Annotated in this window: 13 protein-coding genes; 8 read left to right on the top strand and 5 right to left on the bottom strand. The window is 34.8% G+C overall.

Annotated features, from left to right (window positions below):
• The first annotated feature begins 2 nt into the window (after nt 1-2).
• The 3 genes from BMX64_RS10915 to BMX64_RS10905 are packed head-to-tail and all read left to right on the top strand — an operon-like array spanning nt 3 to nt 2,797.
• Entirely contained in the window at nt 3-839 is an 837-nt protein-coding gene (locus BMX64_RS10915; protein ID WP_091171752.1) for a DUF6671 family protein, read from the top strand.
• A gap of 3 nt (nt 840-842) precedes the next feature.
• On the top strand, nt 843-1,802 hold the full coding sequence (locus tag BMX64_RS10910) for an L-threonylcarbamoyladenylate synthase (protein WP_091171750.1): 960 nt from the start codon (nt 843-845) through the stop codon (nt 1,800-1,802).
• Nucleotides 1,803-1,831: 29 nt separating this feature from the next.
• Nucleotides 1,832-2,797 (top strand): sodium-dependent bicarbonate transport family permease, encoded by a 966-nt coding sequence (locus BMX64_RS10905; protein WP_091171747.1) that lies wholly within the window; start codon nt 1,832-1,834, stop codon nt 2,795-2,797.
• 292 nt (nt 2,798-3,089) lie between these two features.
• On the opposite strand, the gene BMX64_RS10900 is transcribed toward BMX64_RS10905, so the two are convergent.
• The 3 genes from BMX64_RS10900 to htpG form a co-directional block, all read right to left on the bottom strand.
• The gene (locus BMX64_RS10900) at nt 3,090-3,743 is read right to left on the bottom strand and encodes an FEKKY domain-containing protein (RefSeq protein WP_244273283.1); all 654 of its coding nucleotides are present in this window, start codon (nt 3,741-3,743) and stop codon (nt 3,090-3,092) included.
• 604 nt (nt 3,744-4,347) lie between these two features.
• Entirely contained in the window at nt 4,348-4,833 is a 486-nt protein-coding gene (locus tag BMX64_RS10895) for a hypothetical protein (protein WP_091171745.1), read from the bottom strand.
• 398 nt (nt 4,834-5,231) lie between these two features.
• Nucleotides 5,232-7,133 carry a molecular chaperone HtpG gene (gene htpG / locus BMX64_RS10885; protein ID WP_091171742.1) on the bottom strand — a complete coding sequence of 634 codons (1,902 nt, stop codon included), beginning with the start codon at nt 7,131-7,133 and terminating at the stop codon, nt 5,232-5,234.
• Nucleotides 7,134-7,312: 179 nt separating this feature from the next.
• Here htpG and BMX64_RS10880 point away from each other — a divergent pair, with 179 nt between their 5' ends.
• From BMX64_RS10880 to BMX64_RS10870, 3 genes are all read left to right on the top strand, one after another.
• Nucleotides 7,313-7,789 (top strand): lipocalin family protein, encoded by a 477-nt coding sequence (locus BMX64_RS10880; RefSeq protein WP_091171740.1) that lies wholly within the window; start codon nt 7,313-7,315, stop codon nt 7,787-7,789.
• 14 nt (nt 7,790-7,803) lie between these two features.
• Nucleotides 7,804-8,499, top strand: a complete 696-nt coding sequence (locus BMX64_RS10875) for a YiaD family glycine zipper/OmpA-like lipoprotein (RefSeq protein WP_091171738.1) — start codon at nt 7,804-7,806, stop codon at nt 8,497-8,499.
• 104 nt (nt 8,500-8,603) lie between these two features.
• Entirely contained in the window at nt 8,604-9,551 is a 948-nt protein-coding gene (locus BMX64_RS10870) for an ABC transporter ATP-binding protein (protein WP_091171736.1), read from the top strand.
• Between the two features lie 59 nt (nt 9,552-9,610).
• Here the strand turns inward: BMX64_RS10870 and BMX64_RS10865 are convergent, their stop codons facing one another.
• Complete coding sequence (locus BMX64_RS10865; RefSeq protein ID WP_091171735.1) at nt 9,611-12,022, bottom strand: alpha/beta hydrolase family protein; 2,412 nt, start codon at nt 12,020-12,022, stop codon at nt 9,611-9,613.
• 283 nt (nt 12,023-12,305) lie between these two features.
• Here BMX64_RS10865 and BMX64_RS10860 point away from each other — a divergent pair, with 283 nt between their 5' ends.
• Entirely contained in the window at nt 12,306-13,313 is a 1,008-nt protein-coding gene (locus BMX64_RS10860; RefSeq protein WP_091171733.1) for a 3-oxoacyl-ACP synthase III family protein, read from the top strand.
• Nucleotides 13,314-13,410: 97 nt separating this feature from the next.
• Here BMX64_RS10860 and BMX64_RS10855 read toward each other — a convergent pair whose 3' ends face one another.
• Entirely contained in the window at nt 13,411-15,810 is a 2,400-nt protein-coding gene (locus BMX64_RS10855; RefSeq protein WP_091171731.1) for a TonB-dependent receptor, read from the bottom strand.
• A 293-nt stretch (nt 15,811-16,103) separates the two neighbouring features.
• Here BMX64_RS10855 and argS point away from each other — a divergent pair, with 293 nt between their 5' ends.
• The gene (argS, locus tag BMX64_RS10850; RefSeq protein ID WP_091171823.1) at nt 16,104-17,882 is read left to right on the top strand and encodes an arginine--tRNA ligase; all 1,779 of its coding nucleotides are present in this window, start codon (nt 16,104-16,106) and stop codon (nt 17,880-17,882) included.
• Nucleotides 17,883-17,910 lie beyond the last annotated feature (28 nt).

Here is a 17,910-nt window from a genome sequence, read left to right as displayed (position 1 = left end):
CAATGTTTGAAGGCAGACGATTATTGATTGCAACAAAGCATCAAAAAGAACAAGTGATCACTCCAATTTTAGAGGAAGGACTAGGAGTACAATGCTTTGTACCTGAGAACTATGACTCGGATATTTTTGGAACTTTTTCCGGAGAAATAGAGCGAAAAGATACAGTATTGGCAACTGTTAGGGCAAAGTGTCTAGCAGCTATGGAACAATTTGATTGCAATCTGGGCATTGCCAGTGAAGGTTCTTTTGGTTCACATCCTTCTATTTTTTTTGCACAAGCAGACGACGAATTTTTAATTTTTATCGATAAAAAAAATGATTTGGAAATAGTGGTCCGCGAACTGAGTCTGGATACTAATTTTTATGGAGAAAACATCCTCAATACAGAAATGCTCTTGGATTTTGCAAATAAAGTACAATTCCCGTCTCATGCCATACTATTGAGGATCAAGCCAGATGACGTCATAGGACTAGTTAAAGGAATTACGACAAAAAGTCATTTGGAGGATTCATTCCAGCTTTTGATGTCTGCTCATGGAAGTGTCTATGCAGAAACGGATATGCGTGCGATGTATAATCCCACTCGAATGGGCGTCATCAAAATTGCTGCACAAAAATTATTAGACGCGATAAAAAGCGAATGCCCAAGCTGTAAAACGCCTGGTTTTTGTGTGACAGATGCGAAACAGGGCTTGCCCTGTTCTTGGTGTGCAGCGCCTACTCGTTCCACATTGAGTTTTATTTATAGCTGCAAGAAGTGTTCTTTTAGTTCCGAAAAAATGTATCCCCGTCAAAAAACAACCGAAGATCCAGGATTTTGTGATTCCTGTAACCCTTAATTTATGAGTATAATTAGTAATTCGATTCCAAAAGCTGTTACGCTTTTAAATCAGGAGCAAATCATAGCAATTCCTACCGAAACGGTTTATGGATTAGCAGGAAATATCTATAGTTCAAGAGCCATTGAGAGTATTTTTACGATGAAACAAAGACCATTTTTTAATCCGCTGATTGTTCATATAAAATCCGCAGACGTCCTTTTTGAAATTGCGAGAGACATTCCTGAAAAAGCGGCCTTGTTAGCAAAAGCTTTCTGGCCAGGACCTTTAACTTTGGTTTTAAAAAAGCATATTACTATTCCGGATTTAGTTACCGGTGGTAAAGATACAGTGGCGGTGAGAGTTCCAAATCACCCAGTAATCTTAGCCCTGCTGAATCAGTTAGCCTATCCTTTAGCGGCTCCAAGTGCCAATCCTTTTGGCTCTATAAGTCCCACTACGGCAATACATGTCGCGGACTATTTTGAAGAGGTATTGCCGATGGTTTTAGATGGGGGAGCTTGTCAAAGAGGAATAGAGTCAACTATCATAGGATTTGAAAATGGGGAGCCTATTTTATATCGCATGGGTTCTTTGGCTGTAGAGGATATTGAAGCAGTTGTGGGGTCGGTGAAAATGATTACCCATGATGATATCGCTCCAGTGGCACCAGGCATGCTTTCGAAACATTATGCTCCTTTGACTACGACTTTTTTGGCAGCTGATGTAAAAAAGAAACTGATATCGATTCCGAATCAAAAAATAGGAGTGCTAGTATTCCAAAAAAGGATTGAGGATTCAAATATTGCGCAACAAGAAGTTTTATCTCCGACAGGAAATTTAGCAGAAGCAGCTTCACAATTGTACGCTGCTTTGCATCGGTTGGATAATTCCCATCTCGATTGCATTATTGCCGAACGATTTCCAGATTTTGGCTTGGGTAAAACAATAAATGACCGATTAAAAAGAGCCACTCAAAAATAAAATAATAATTTTTTAAAATAAAAAAATAGATGAATTTCAGTTTATTGTTCGAGAATTTAACCAATCCAGCCTTATTATTTTTTGTTTTGGGAATTGTAGCCGTTTATGTAAAAAGTGACTTAGAAATTCCGGAAAACACTTCTAAATTTATATCGCTATACCTTCTTTTTTCAATTGGTTTTAAAGGCGGACAGGAATTGGCTCACAGTCATTTTACCATAGACATACTTTGGTCTATTGCATTTGGGATAATTATTGCAGGATTAATTCCGCTATATACTTTTTTTATTTTGAAGAGGAAGTTTAGCATTGAGAATTCTGGGGCTATAGCAGCGGCTTATGGTTCCGTGAGTGCCGTAACTTTTGTAACAGCTATTTCCTTTTTAGAAATTCAAAACTATACTTTTAGTGGGCACATGGTTGCAGTAATGGCGCTGATGGAAGCTCCTGCGATTATCATAGGAGTAATTTTAATACGGTTATTCAGTAAGGAAGAAGTTCAAAAAACCAAGATGAGTTCTATTATTAAACATTCGTTCACTAATGGAAGTGTACTTTTGATTTTGGGTAGTTTGGTAATTGGGTTTTTAGCGAGCGAACAACAAGCCTTAGGAATTAAGCCTTTTACGACTGATATTTTCAAAGGGTTTTTAGCCTTATTCTTATTGGATATGGGAATTGTAAGTGGCCGAAAATTAAATGATTTTTTCAAGAGTGGCTGGTTCAGCATTTTCTTTGCAGTTGTTTTTCCGCTGATCAATGGTTGTATCGTCGCTTTTTTGAGTCAATTTATTACAGATGATGTTGGGAACCGTTTTATTTTTGCTGTACTAGCGGCAAGCGCTTCTTACATTGCAGTTCCGGCAGCCATGAAAATAGCAGTTCCAAAGGCGAATCCAGGTATCTTTTTGCCCATGGCTTTGGCAGTTACGTTTCCTTTTAATATTACTTTTGGGATGCCTATTTATTTTTCAATTGTATTGTGTCATCTTTAAATAGTTGCGTTGTGGAATTGAGATTCCGACTAATTGCTTTTAATTAAAAAAATATTTTAGACCTTTTATATTGTTTTACAAAAAAACCAAACCTGCAAGCGTAAACTTGCAGGTTTGGTTTTTTGTTTAAAAAGCTATTGTTAATAAATGGAAGATTTGCATTACATTCCCATCCCATTAATCAATTGCAATATATTTTATAATCCTCTTCTTGAATTGCAGATTTCTTGTGTTGATGTGTTAAGGAGTTCCAAAGAAACCATAGCTTTAATACACTTTTTAGAAAGTTTTTTTATTTTATTCCAAAAGGTTTTGTCGGTAATTCTTTCAGCCAATCCTCTCCGTATTTTTTATTTAAATAATCTGCAATCATTATATTGTTTTCAGTAGCTTTTTTAAAAGACATAGGGTCAATTACACAACTTTCCTTTATAAGGCCAATACCATATTTTTCTTTGAAATCAGAAAATTCTTGAGGTATTGAGCTGTCAATTCCGTGACTAATGAAATTTAAGTTGCCTGTAGAAATTCTTTTCTCAATTTGTTCATCTGTTAGATTTGTGTCCAAATTCATAGGAAGAGAGAAAATTCCACTGTTCAAAGTCAATTCCTTCTTCTTTACTAAACGTATTGTTATTGTGTTTTTTTTGTTTGTAATTCTCGACGGATAATAGGTGTATGCTGTAAAATCCTCTGTTGAGAATCCGAATTGATATTTGCCTTTACTAGGCAAGGTTATTTGGAAACTTTTAGTGTTATTAATTTCGATTCTCTCATTAGTTTCGGTTATGAAAAATTCGCCAACCCTTAATTCTTCACCCGTCAAATTCTCAAAAACTACTTCTGCTATTATTTCTTTTTCAGTCGCTTTAGAAATTGTAAAAGTCAAAGCTAAAATCAGAGTTAACATTATTTTTTTCATCGGTATTGGTTTTATATTTTTCATATATTTAATTTTTATTTTTTTTTACAATTCGTAAATGATTACTTGCCATTTTTAGATAGTAGAACAGTTTATTAGTTGATTCCGAATATTGTACAACTTACACTTGTTATCGCATTTGCCGGATTTCATTATGGAAACAAATATACCTCGCGATCTGGCTTATCAGAGTGCATAGCCATTAACAAACGATTTTTAAAAATATTCAACAATAAAAAAATAAAATAATGCCCATATTATTATAAAAAATAGTCCAAGGTACAAGTTATTTAAATTTTTACTTAAGTCTTTTTTAATTATTAGTCGGTATAAAATCCAACCTATAAAAGCGATTACTAAACCTATTGCCATTACAATTCTTGACAAAATTTATTTGTTTTTAGTATGATATAATTAATTTCTTTTTGTGCCTATTGCAATTTATAGTTTTTTACTCTTGAGAATGTTCACGAGCGGGGTTAACTGCCGTATATTGTTCAAATTCAAAAGCATAATGTTTTAAAAATAAAAACTTTTTTCCCAAACCCAATCTGCGATTAGTTGAGTATTTTGACTTTTCAAAGATAGGAAAATCAAGCTAGCTCAAAACCGCTGTTAGCAAACGTATTTAATTAATTTGTTTCATTATTTTGCAACCAAGTTCGAACCAACTTTTAGATTCCTTTTGAGGAAAAACAACTTCTCCGTTAAATCCTTCCCCTTTTATTGCAATTTTACATTTTTCAGGGATATTTTCTCCAAACTCCTTTTCAGCAACTTGGAATAAGTCAACTCGGTAATCATTTAGTAAATGAAAAGCTGCTGATAATACAAGGCTACGTGGATCTTCTTTTTCTTCTGCAAGATATTTAATCAATGCGTGTTCCTCGAAAAGAGACCTTTTATCAGTCACACCATCAAGTTCTTCGTCATCTTCAAGCTCCTCATCGTCAATATCATTCGGCATTCTTGGGATATTATATAATTTGGACAATTTTTCAAAGGCTAATTCAGCTTGTTCAGGGAAAGATTTACCCGTAGATTCAATCTCTACAATCATATCGTAAATCATTTTATCAGTATCAATCCAATTTTGGACTAAGTTCTCTTCCATACTTAATTCGGCGTTTAGTTTTTAGTAATATGTTTGCTAACTAGTATATATGTATGATAACAGTCATACTTTATTTAATTCAAATATATAAATAATTCTTTACAAATAGTTAAAAGGATTATTTAATAAGTGAACTGGTTTGAGTGGTTTTGATGAATATTATTATGAAAACAAAAACATCCTTAATAGCCCCGATAGGAGTGAAAATCCTTTGCTGTGGCAGGAGTCAAAAGCAAAGATTGCAGCGCATAGCGGGACGAAAGGGATTCTGGAAAATAATCGTTCTGCTCCAAAAAAAAAGCTGCCCAAGGTTGGACAGCTTTAGTATGTTGGATATTCCGAAGCAAGTTCGGAATAAGCGATTCACACCATTTTACTTCATAAAATGGGTTCTCTGCTTATTTAATCATCTCAAAACTTCTTTTTACGAAAGCGGTTAATGCTTCTCCTTTTAATAGGTTTTGAGATAATTTCGCTAAGTCAAGTGCTTGTTTTACCAAACTTTCCTGAGCGTCTTTGTCTTTGTTGTTTAGGATGCTTGTTGCCAATTCAGAGTTCGTATTCACCACTAAATTATACATTTCCGGCATATTTCCCATTCCGAACATTCCACCACCGCCTGACTGACTCATTTCTTTCATTCTACGCATAAATTCTGGTTGCGTGATGATAAATGGCGAAGCATTGCTGTCTAAAGCTTCCAGTTGAACGGAATAGGTTTGTTTAGGAACGATAGCTTCCAGAACTGTTTTCAAGTTGGTTTGCTCTTCCTCGGATAATTTAGAAATAGTCGTTTCCTCTTTCTTGATTAAATTATCAATATGGTCTGAATCCACACGTACAAAAGTCATGTTGCTGTTATCGCCTTCAATTTTTTGAATTAAATGCGAGATAATTGGAGAATCCAGTAACAATACTTCATATCCTTTGTCTTTTGCAATTTCGATATACGAGTGTTGTGCTTCTTTGTTTCCAGCGTATAAAACCACTAATTTTCCGTCTTTGTCAGTTTGATTTGCAGCAAGATTTTCTTTTAATTCTTCTAAGGTAAAATATTTACCGTCAACTGTTGGGTACAAAACAAACGCACCTGCTTTTTCGTAGAATTTATCTTCAGATAGCATTCCGTACTCTAAAACGATTTTGATGTCGTTCCATTTTTGTTCAAAATCTTCACGGTTTTCAGTGAATAATGATTTTAATTTATCGGCAACTTTACGCGTGATGTAATTCGAGATTTTCTTCACTGCAGCATCAGCTTGCAATCCAGAACGAGACACGTTCAATGGAATGTCCGGGGAATCCACAACACCTTTTAGCATCATTAAAAACTCAGGAACAATTCCTTCTACATTATCCGTTACGTACACTTGATTTTGGTACAATTGGATTTTGTCTTTCTGAATTTGTAAATCAGAACCTAATTTTGGGAAATACAAAATACCAGTTAAGTTGAACGGATAATCTACATTTAAATGAATGTGGAATAACGGTTCTTCAAATTGCATTGGGTACAATTCATGGTAGAAATTCTTGTAATCCTCCGCAGATAATTCTGTTGGTTGTTTCGTCCAAGCCGGATTTGGGTTGTTGATGATGTTGTCTACTTCAACTTCCGTAAAAGTTTTGTCTTTATCTTCTTCAGCAACTTCTTCACCCTTTTTTTGCTCTATTTTTTCTTTTTTTGTTCCAAATTTAATAGGAATCGGCATGAACTTATTGTATTTGTTCAACAGTTCTTTTATTTTGTATTCTTCCAAGAATTCCAAAGAATCTTCGGCGATATGCAAAATGATTTCTGTTCCACGGGAAGTTTTGTCAGCTGGCTCTAATGTAAATTCTGGGCTTCCATCGCAAGTCCAGTGTGCAGCAGGTTCATCTTTGAACGATTTAGTGATGATTTCCACTTTTTCGGCAACCATAAAAGCAGAATAGAAACCAAGACCAAAATGTCCAATAATTCCAGAATCTTTAGCAGAATCTTTGTATTTGTCCAAAAATTCCTCAGCACCAGAAAACGCTACTTGGTTGATGTATTTCTCTACTTCATCAGCCGTCATTCCCAGACCTTGATCGATGATGTGCAGTTTTTTGCCTTCCTTGTCGATTTTTACCTCGATAATTGGGTTTCCGTATTCTACTTTGGCTTCGCCAATGCTTGTTAAATGCTTTAATTTAAGCGTTGCATCTGTTCCGTTCGAAATCAATTCACGCAAGAAAATTTCGTGATCGCTGTATAAGAATTTCTTGATTAAGGGAAAGATGTTTTCTACCGAAACATTAATTTTACCTGTTGTCATATTATGAATTTTTTAGTTTGTTTTGATGGTTATAATTCTTTCAAATGTAATACCAATTATAATGGGAGTGACAAATTGTCGCAAGCGTTAATTATGATATAAAATAATTTAATTCTGAAACAAACGTGTTTAATTGCTTCGTATATTTGTGTAAGTATTAATTCATTAAATTTAAGAAAATGAAAAAAGTTATTTTATTATGCACATTAGCAGTTTTGATGTTTGCATGTAAGTCAACATCAGCAACAAGTACAAACACCGATAGAAAATCTCAGGTTGCCATGAAAGGAAATTGGGTAATCAGTTCAGTTACGTATCCAGGTTCACAGTATATCAAAGTGAATACTTTTCAACTTGCAGACTCCGAGTGTTTTATAGGAAGTACATGGAAGTTTGTTTCAAATAACAACAAGGGAGAAATGGCTTTGACAAAATCAGGATGTGTTTCATTCAGTTCACCAATTACTTGGTTTGTCAATAATGATGGGCAATTTATTTTAAAAATTCTTGATGCGGGTGAAAAAGCAAGAAAAGTGAGAGAAGGATATATTTTATATCTGAAAAATCAAACTGAGACTTCTTTTCAGTTGATTGATAAAATCGATGTTGGAGGAAAAATGACTGATGTAGTGTACCAATTTCAAAAAGTTAATTAATAAATAATATAGATATGAAAAAGATTTCAATAGTTGCAATGGCAACAATAATGATTATAGGTTCAATGTTTACTAGTTGTGAAGCAGTAAAAAACACAAATAAAACACAAAGAGGTGCAGGAATAGGTGCTGTTGCCGGAGCTGTTCTTGGAGGAGTTCTTGGAAACAATCTTGGTAAAGGTGGTAAAGGAGCAATGGGAGCTGTGTTAGGTGGTGTTATTGGTGGAGTTGCCGGTGGAGTTATCGGTAACAAGATGGACAAACAAGCAAGAGAAATTGATGCTGCACTTCCAGGAGCTGAAGTAGTTCGTGTAGGGGAAGGTATTAAATTAGTTTTGAATGAAAACGCTGTGCGTTTTGATACTAATAAATCATCTTTGACTGCTGCTGCAAAAGCAAATTTAGATAAATTAGTTCCTGTTTTTGCTGAATATCCAGATACTAATATTACCATTTACGGATATACAGACAGTACTGGTCCAGCTGATTATAACTTAAAACTTTCAGGAGAAAGAGCAGCATCTGTTAGAAACTATTTGAATAGCAAAGGTGTTTCTTCAAGTAGATTTCAAGTTACTGGTTTAGGAATTGCTGATCCAATTGCTTCCAATGAAACGGTTGAAGGTAGAAGCCAAAACCGTCGTGTTGAATTTGCTATTACTGCAAATGAAAAAATGATTAAAGATGCCGAAGCTGAAGTGAAAAACTAAGCAAAAAATACCATAAAAACAAAGGCTGTTTCGTCAAGAAGCAGCCTTTTTTTGTGTCTAAATTTGAATTAAACATTGTAAATTTGCACTCTTAAATACAGATGATGCTTGAGATAAAAGATATTTCCTTCACTTACATTGACAAACCAGTTATTGAAAATGTTAGTTTCACAATTGCCAAAGGTCAAAACACCGCTATTATTGGCGAAAGTGGTTGCGGTAAAAGCACCTTATTGAAACTGATATACGGATTATATGACTTGGATAGCGGAGCGATAACCTATAATGAAAACCCTATTTTGGGTCCCAAATACAATCTGGTTCCGGGAGAAGATTACATTAAATATTTAGCACAGGATTTCGATTTGATGCCGTACATAACTGTTGAAGAAAATGTAGGCAAGTTCTTGTCGAATATGTATCCCGAGGAGAAGAAAGCCCGTGTTCAAGAATTATTGGATATGGTCGAAATGACCGCTTTTGCAAAAGTAAAAGCAAAATTCCTAAGCGGTGGACAGCAACAACGAGTGGCTTTAGCTAGAGTTTTGGCTTTGGAACCCGAAATTATTTTGCTGGACGAACCATTCAGTCAAATTGATTCTTTCCGAAAGAATTCGTTGCGCCGCAATTTATTCCGATACTTAAAAGACAAAGGCGTTACCTGTATTATTGCTACGCATGATAGCACCGATGCTTTGTCTTTTTCTGATGAAACAATTGTGGTTCAAAACGGAAAAGTAGTGGCAAAAGGAGATTCCAAATCCTTGTATGAAAACCCGGCTAATAAATACATTGCGTCTCTTTTTGGGGAAGTAAACGAATTGAAATTATCGCAGTTAATAGACATTGAAGGCGATGAAGATGCCTTACTTTTATTGTATCCGCATCAATTGAAAGTAGTGGACAACGCTCTTATGAAAGCAGTCGTGAAACAATGTTATTTCAAAGGAAGTCATTATTTAGTTAAAGCAGCTTTTGAACGAAGAGCGATTTTCTTTGAACACGATTCGGAATTAGAACTCAATCAGGAAGTGTTCTTGATGTTATCTTAAAAATAGAAAACCCCGAAATCATATTGATTTCGGGGTTTTGCTTTTATTTGAAGTTGGAATTAATTCTTCAAATATTTTTCTAAGAATTGGTCTTGTTCCCAAAGCAAATGCAAAATATTCTCTTTGGCAGCATAACCATGACTTTCTTTTGGAAGGATTACCATTCTTGCCGGAGCGCCTAAACCTTTCAAAGCTTGAAAATAGCGTTCGGTTTGCAAAGTAAATGTTCCCGGATTGTTATCGGCTTCCCCGTGTACCAAAAGCATTGGCGTTTTCATTTTGTCCGCATTCATGAATGGCGACATCGTGTTGTATACTTCAGGAGTTTCCCAGTAATTGCGTTGCTCACTTTGAAATCCAAAAGGAGTCAACGTTCTGTTGTACGCACCACTTCGAGCGATTCCGCAAGCAAAAAGATTAGAATGCGTCAATAAATTTGCCGTCATAAAAGCACCATACGAGTGACCACCCACGGCAACTTTTTTTCTGTTGATGTATCCCAAAGCATCTACGGCATTTATAGCCGCTTCAGCATTGTCAACTAATTGGGTCATAAAATTATCATTTGGTTCCGTTGTTCCTTCGCCAATGATAGGAAAAGCAGCATCATCAAGAACAACATAGCCTTTGGTTACCCAATATACGAACGAACCATAACTAGGAAAGGTGAATTCATTTTGGTTTTGTGTACTTTGTCCCGCTGAATTTTTGTCTTTGTATTCTGCTGGATACGCCCAAATCAACAATGGCATTTTCTCTTTTTTAGCCTTATCATAACCAACAGGTAAATACAACGTTCCGGATAATTCAACACCATCTTTACGCTTGTATTTAATCACTTCCTTACTCACGTTTTTGATGCTTTCAAAAGGGTTTTTGAATGCTGTAATTGGAGTCAGTTTGTTTTTTTGTTGGATGTTTCTAAGGTAATAATTCGGATACTCATTTTTAGACTGGATTTGTACTAAAACAGTTCCTTTTTTGAAGTCTTCAATCTCCAATAGATCCTCTTTTTTATCTTTATAAGCTGAAGTGTACAAACGTTTTGCTTGTACTGTTTTCAAATTAAATTCACTGATAAAAGGGAATTGACCGTTCTTTGTAAATCCGTCCCCAATAAGATACGCATTGTCATTTTCGATAGCCAAAACATACCTGTTGTATTGGTTTTTTCTGGTTTCAAAATTCCCCGGATCAGAATATACATCCTGTGAGTTTCTGTCGAAAATTACTTTTGGAGCCTGACTTGGATTTGATGGATTGATAATATATGTTTTTGTATTACGCGTATCATACCATTCATCTGAAATTATGGCAACGTTGTCATTTCCCCAAATCATTCGGTCGTAGCGTTGTGGAGTTTTTACCAATGAAGTGGCTGCTGTATCAAATGGTGCGTTCCAAAGAAAAACTTCATCTCTGAATTCTACTTTATTTACTGGATCTCCACCATCTAAAGCTTCAGCATACGCTAATGTTGCAGGCTTGTCTGCTCTCCAGCTCATGTTTCTTTTTCCTTTTCGAACGGCCATAAAACCTTTAGGGATAATTTCAGTCAGCGGCACTTCATTCACTACTTTTACTTCGTTTCCAGCTTTGTCGTAGACTACTGATTTTAATGGAAAACGACTTAATGGGACAATATATGAAAATGGTTTTTGGATGGTAGTCAGCATTAGGTAATTTCCATCAGGAGAGAAGCTTTCTCCGGCATACATATCCGCATTTTTGAACAAAGTGATAGTTCCGTTGAGGTTTACTTTGTACAATTCAGAAGTCATGATGTTCTCAAAATTGATTTCATCATTCTTGTTTTTCAACATATCCGGATAGGTTCTATTTTGGGATTTTACACCATCGGCATTCGAAATTATTGGACCGGTTGGCAAATCTTTTTTGGCATCCAAAAGTGCTGCTCTGTTTTTCGGTAACATTTTTACCAAAATAGTTTCGTTGTCATTCATCCAGCTGAACGGACTTCCTAAATTTGCATTCACTGTCGCCTCCGTTAATTTTGTGGCTTTCGCCGAAGCAACATCAATAAACCAAAGTTCAACTCCGGAAGCGGTAGTGTGGGAAAATGATATTTTTTTATCATTTGGTGACCAAGCGATATTACTGATGCGAGGATTTGTTGGCAAACCTGCAACCTGTACTTCGTTCAAGTCTTTTATTTTGCGTAATTTCAAGTTGTTTACATACGTAACTGTACTGGAAATATTTGTAATTGGATTAATCCGCAATCCGCCCAAACGCAGTTCGTCTTGGTTTAAATCGTCCAGTGATTTATAAGTATTTCTGTACGTCAACAGCATGTATTCTTTTTTGGTGTCCATCGATACCGAAGGGGCTCTTTCATAATCCGCCAAATCCAATATGGATTGAGATGGTTTTTGATAGGTTAGGTTTTCTTGTGCAAAAGTGGTTAAGCTTAGGCCCAGAAAAAGAAAAAACGGAATTTTTAATTTCATAGTTTGAATGATTTTAAATTAGCAACTATATTCTTAATTATTGGTCTAACATAATTCAATGTTGTTACATTTGAAAACAAATACTTCTTTTTAACGTTTGAAATTAATCTAGTTTGCTCGATTGTGATTTAATTTTTATCCAGTAAATTTTATTTAGGATGGGTGTTCTAAATTACTGTAAAAGATGTAATAATTGTAAATTGATAAAAAAATAGTATTTTGTGGCCTAATATTTTAAAGTATATTTAAATTTGCATTCTTATTTTAATAAAATAACATTACTATGTATCATTCAAAAATAGCAGGATTGGGTTATTATGTTCCCGAAAACGTGGTCACTAATGACGATTTATCAAAAATTATTGATACCAATGACGAGTGGATTCAAGAGAGAACTGGAATCCAAGAACGACGACACATCATAAAAGGAGAAGATACAACCACTTCGATGGGCGTAAAAGCGGCTAAGATTGCGATTGAGCGTTCTGGTGTTGCTAAGGACGATATTGATTTTGTAGTTTTTGCGACATTAAGTCCTGATTTTTATTTCCCTGGTCCTGGAGTTTTAGTGCAACGTGATTTGGGTTTAAGAACCGTTGGTGCATTGGATGTAAGAAATCAATGTTCAGGATTTATTTACGCTTTATCTGTGGCAGACCAATATATCAAGACCGGAATGTATAAAAACATATTGGTTATTGGATCGGAAGTTCATTCATCAGGATTGGATATGACTTCACGTGGAAGAGGTGTTTCGGTAATTTTTGGAGACGGAGCAGGAGCCGCTGTTTTGAGTAGAGAAGAGGATTTGACCAAAGGGATTTTATCCACACATTTACATTCTGAAGGGCAACATGCTGAAGAACTAATTGTAAAAGCTCCAGGAATGGGAGGCCGTTGGGTAACGGATATTTTGGCTGACAATGATCCGGATGATGAAAGTTATTTCCCGTACATGAATGGACAGTTTGTATTTAAAAATGCAGTGGTTCGTTTCAGCGAAGTAATTAATGAAGGATTACAAGCGAATAATTTACAGGTTTCGGATATTGATATGTTGATTCCGCATCAGGCTAATTTGAGAATTTCTCAGTTTATCCAAAAGAAATTCAACTTGACAGATGATCAGGTCTATAATAACATTCAGAAATACGGAAATACTACCGCAGCTTCCATTCCAATTGCTTTAACCGAAGCATGGGAGCAAGGCAAAATAAAATCAGGGGACACTGTTGTATTAGCCGCATTTGGAAGTGGTTTTACTTGGGGAAGTGCTATTATTAAATGGTAAAATAATTCTCTAGATTAAAAAAGTATTTTTAAAATCAAAAAACCCGGAGTTGGCATACTCCGGGTTTTTCTTTGGTAACAAATTATTAAAACTAATATTATAAAAGACCACCGCCTCCTTGGGTCTCATTTTTATCTCTTTGCTTTCTTACGGCTGCTTTGTTTTTTCCGCTTCCAAATCTATAATTGAAGCCTAAATATACGGTTCTGCTTTCCCAGTTGAATTCTCCGTTTGTTCTGTAAGGACGTTCGCCATCAAAAGCAAATCGCATGGTTTTGAGAATATCACTGAATCGGGCGCTGATAGTTCCGCTTCCTTTCAATACATTATAACTGGTTCCAATATCCATTTTCCACATTGGGCTTCTGTCAAACTGAAGACTCAAATCTCTTCCTCTATACATTCCAAATAATTGAAAACGCAAGTCTTTTGTCGCTTTAAACGTATTGTTGATTCGGGCATTAAAGGTTGTAACATCTATTTCTACAAATTCGTAATTTCCGGGAGTGTCTTCAATAGTTCCCTTAGTTTTCTTATTGTATGCATCGAAACTTACATTCGCACTCCACCATTTTTTTAAATCTAAGTTTCCGGAAACTTCGATCCCGTAGGCATTGTTATTGTCAAAATTATCGTAAGATATGATTTGCCTGTTGGAATCGTTTGGATTTGTAAAAATCACTCGTGTTATTTCGTCTTGAATTCTTCTGTAAAAAATTCCGGAAGTAATAGAACCAATTTTAGTTTTTCGAGTATAATTTAATTCAAATGAATTTGTGAATTGAGGAACTAGAAATGGATTTCCTTCAGAATCAATCGTTGGTGTGCTCCATTCTCTAATCGGATTTACTTGTGAAATACTTGGTCTGTCCACTCTTCGTGAATAATTCAAGTTGAAAGAGTTGTTTTCACTTGGATTAAAAGTGATAAAAGCAGATGGATAAATACTTAGAATATCATCTTCAAATTTTGAATCTACTTCATTTACTTTTCTAAATAAAGCCTCAACGTTATATTGTTCTAAACGAGCTCCAGCTTGAAAATTCCATTTTTTCCATTGTTTTCCAAGGGTTGCATACGCTGAATATAATGTTCTTTCATAAGTGAAATCAGAGTTGTAGGCGTCATTCAAAAATAAGTTGTTGTCCGTATTTTCATTTCTGCTTTCCAATCCTAATTCCAGTTTAGTCGTTTCAGAAAGTGGATTTACATAATCAAGATTTACAATTGTATTTTTGCCAAACGTTTTTACATCATTTGTAAAAGAGTTTGTAGCGCCATTTACATTGGTGTACAATGCGTTTTCAGGGCTGTCATTTTTATTGTAATTTACTTCTAATTCTAAATTATGTCCTTCTTTTTTAAAATCTAATTTGTAATCAAAATTATAAGTTTCAGAATGGTTTTCGCTTTTATTGTCAAATAATTGGAAGCGGTCATTGGTACCCGAAGAAACGTAATCAACTTTGGTATTTCCAAAATCTTTGCCTTGAGAAATATTTTGATTGGTATAAAAAGAGAATGTGTTTTTGTCATTAATGTTGAAATCAAATCCAAGTTTTGCTAAATGAGACGTGTTTTTAGAATTCATGTCAAAGATCTGCGTGTTTTCATTATTCAATTCCTTACTGTTTATGAAGCCGTTGTTTGAATATTTCCCATGATTAATGCCATAATTTCCGAAGAAATTAAACTTTCCAGATCTGTAATTTAAGTCAAGAGATGAATTTACTTTTGGAGTTTTACCAAAGGTTACACCATTATTAATACTTCCGTTAAATCCAAGTTTACTGTTTTTATTCAAAACAATATTGATAATTCCGCTCATTCCTTCGGGATTGTATTTTGCCGATGGATTGGTGATTAATTCAATTTGTTTTATAGAAGCTGATGGGATTTGTTGCAAAACCTGCGCGGCATCCATTGTAGTTGGTTTTCCGTCGATTAGTATGCGAACATTAGAATTTCCTCTTAAACTGATGGCATTCGTTTGCGGATCCACGCTCACCGAAGGAATATTATTCATGATTTCTCCGGCAGTTGCTCCGGCAGAAATTAAATCTTTACCCACGTTAATAATCTTTCTGTCGATTTTTTGTACAATGGTTGATTTTTCGCTTACAACTTCAACTCCAGCCAACTGAACAGCATCTTCCTCTAATGCAATTGTATTAAAATTGATGCTATTATTTTGTGATAATTTTGCTGATTTTGAAATTGTTTTGTAACCCATAAATTGGATTTCAACAATATAATCTTTTAAGGCTAAATTCTTTATTTGAAAAGTTCCTTTGTCAGATGTGATGTCACCAGTAATGACTTTGTTATTTTCCTTTACCACAATATTTACATACGGCAACGGTTCGTTAGTATTTTTGTCAGTGATTTTTCCAGAAATTGTACCTGTGTTTTCCAGAGTTGTCGGTTTGACAGAAGTTTGGGCCTGCATCGAAAACAACGTTCCAATAAAGCAGATTAAAAGTAATTTAAGTTTCATGATTGAGTTTGATTTAATTGATTGATAATGCAAATATATCCTTTTATATAATACTATGTTAAACATAATACCTTTTTTAATAATATTTAACATTTTTTAACAAATACGAAATATTAAAATTTACTTAATAGACTTCTGAACATGGATTTTGTTACATGGATTTTTGAAAAAAATATGGATTTCAACCTTGAACAAGGTTAAATACTTCATTTTTAGGTGTAAATTATCTTGTTTTCCAATTTTCAAATTACTGCAATATGACTATCTTTGCAGCCTTAAAACCAATACACGAAATGACATTACCACAAATTCTTACGCCCTCTATTGAAAAAGCTGTAAAAGTCTTGTTCGACGTTACGATTGATAAAGTTGAATTTCAAACTACACGCAAGGAATTTGAAGGGGATATTACAATGGTTATTTTTCCCTTGTTGAAAGTTGTTAAAAGTAATCCAGTAGAATTGGGAAATAAAATAGGAAACTATTTAGTTGAAAATGTAGCTGAGGTAAGTCGTTTTAATGTAGTTTCCGGATTTTTGAATATTGTTATTTCAGATGACTACTATTTGGATTTCTTCGGAGAAATAAAAGATGATGTTAAATTTGGTTTCGTTACTCCAAATCCAGAAGATAAAGCGGTAATGGTGGAATATTCTTCGCCAAACACTAATAAACCCTTGCATTTAGGTCACGTACGTAATAATCTTTTGGGATATTCAGTAGCGGAAATTATCAAAGCTTCGGGTAAGAAAGTGTATAAAACTCAAATCATTAATGATAGAGGAATCCATATTTGCAAATCGATGTTGGCTTGGCAAAAATTCGGAAACGGACAAACGCCGGAAAGTACAGGTTTAAAAGGAGATAAATTAGTTGGAAATTATTACGTAGCTTTTGATAAAGCATACAAAGAAGAAATAGCGCAATTAATGAGCGCAGGCAAAACGGAAGAAGAAGCCAAGAAACAAGCGCCAATTATTTTGGAAGCACAGGAAATGTTGCTAAAATGGGAAGCTGGAGATGATGCGGTAATCACGCTTTGGAAAACCATGAACCAATGGGTTTACGATGGTTTTGCAAAAACTTATAAAAATCTTGGTGTTGATTTCGATTGTTTTTACTACGAAAGTAACACTTATTTATTAGGGAAAGATGTGGTTCAGATTGGTTTGGACAGAGGCGTTTTCGAAAAAGATCCTGACGGTTCTGTTTGGATTGATTTAACGGACGAAGGTTTAGACCGTAAAATTGTTTTGCGTTCAGATGGAACTGCGGTTTACATGACGCAAGATATTGGAACTGCAATTCAGCGTGTGAAGGATTATCCGGATGTAGGCGGAATGGTCTATACGGTAGGAAATGAGCAAGATTATCACTTTAAAGTGTTGTTTCTTATCTTGAAAAAATTAGGTTTTGACTGGTCTAAAAATTTATTCCATTTGTCTTACGGAATGGTAGATTTGCCTTCCGGGAAAATGAAAAGCCGTGAAGGAACGGTTGTTGATGCCGATGATTTGATGCAGGAAATGACCGATACTGCACAAAAAATAGCCGAAGATTTAGGGAAATTAGACTCTTATTCTGCTGATGAAAAAGCAAAATTATACAACACGATTGGTTTAGGTGCTTTGAAATATTATATTCTAAAAGTAGATCCTAAAAAGCGAATCCTTTTCAATCCGGAAGAATCGGTAGATTTTGCTGGAAATACTGGGCCGTTTATTCAATATACATACGCAAGAATTCAATCTATTATTCGTAAAGCAAATTTTGATTTTTCGAATAAATCAAAAATGACAACGCTGCACGAAAAAGAGAAAGAATTGGTAAAACAATTAGAGTTGTTTCCTGAAGTTATTCAAAATGCGGCGCAGCATCACAGTCCTGCTTTGCTGGCAAATTTCACCTATGATTTAGTTCGTGAATACAATTCATTCTATCAGGCGGTTCCTATTCTTGGCGAAGAGGATTTAGAAAAGAAAATTTTCAGAGTTCAATTGTCTAAAAAAGTAGCGGATACAATTGCAGCTTCATTTAAATTGTTGGGAATTAACGTTCCGGAGAGAATGTAATTTTAGCTTATTTATTGTGAAAACAATA

This window comes from Flavobacterium sinopsychrotolerans, from assembly GCF_900110375.1.
Classification (GTDB): Bacteria; Bacteroidota; Bacteroidia; order Flavobacteriales; family Flavobacteriaceae; genus Flavobacterium; species Flavobacterium sinopsychrotolerans.
Note: the sequence above shows the minus strand (reverse complement) of the source record. Positions and strands in the feature narration are given on the sequence as shown.

What these genes read in the sequence shown, in the direction of transcription:
- BMX64_RS10860 (WP_091171733.1), top strand. Translation starts at nt 12,306, where the DNA reads ATGTATCATTCAAAAATAGCAGGATTGGGTTATTATGTTCCCGAAAAC.
- BMX64_RS10910 (WP_091171750.1), top strand. Translation starts at nt 843, where the DNA reads ATGAGTATAATTAGTAATTCGATTCCAAAAGCTGTTACGCTTTTAAAT.
- BMX64_RS10875 (WP_091171738.1), top strand. Translation starts at nt 7,804, where the DNA reads ATGAAAAAGATTTCAATAGTTGCAATGGCAACAATAATGATTATAGGT.
- BMX64_RS10870 (WP_091171736.1), top strand. Translation starts at nt 8,604, where the DNA reads ATGCTTGAGATAAAAGATATTTCCTTCACTTACATTGACAAACCAGTT.
- BMX64_RS10900 (WP_244273283.1), bottom strand. Translation starts at nt 3,743, where the DNA reads ATGAAAAATATAAAACCAATACCGATGAAAAAAATAATGTTAACTCTG.
- BMX64_RS10865 (WP_091171735.1), bottom strand. Translation starts at nt 12,022, where the DNA reads ATGAAATTAAAAATTCCGTTTTTTCTTTTTCTGGGCCTAAGCTTAACC.
- BMX64_RS10915 (WP_091171752.1), top strand. Translation starts at nt 3, where the DNA reads ATGTTTGAAGGCAGACGATTATTGATTGCAACAAAGCATCAAAAAGAA.
- htpG (WP_091171742.1), bottom strand. Translation starts at nt 7,133, where the DNA reads ATGACAACAGGTAAAATTAATGTTTCGGTAGAAAACATCTTTCCCTTA.
- BMX64_RS10895 (WP_091171745.1), bottom strand. Translation starts at nt 4,833, where the DNA reads ATGGAAGAGAACTTAGTCCAAAATTGGATTGATACTGATAAAATGATT.
- BMX64_RS10880 (WP_091171740.1), top strand. Translation starts at nt 7,313, where the DNA reads ATGAAAAAAGTTATTTTATTATGCACATTAGCAGTTTTGATGTTTGCA.
- BMX64_RS10905 (WP_091171747.1), top strand. Translation starts at nt 1,832, where the DNA reads ATGAATTTCAGTTTATTGTTCGAGAATTTAACCAATCCAGCCTTATTA.
- BMX64_RS10855 (WP_091171731.1), bottom strand. Translation starts at nt 15,810, where the DNA reads ATGAAACTTAAATTACTTTTAATCTGCTTTATTGGAACGTTGTTTTCG.
- argS (WP_091171823.1), top strand. Translation starts at nt 16,104, where the DNA reads ATGACATTACCACAAATTCTTACGCCCTCTATTGAAAAAGCTGTAAAA.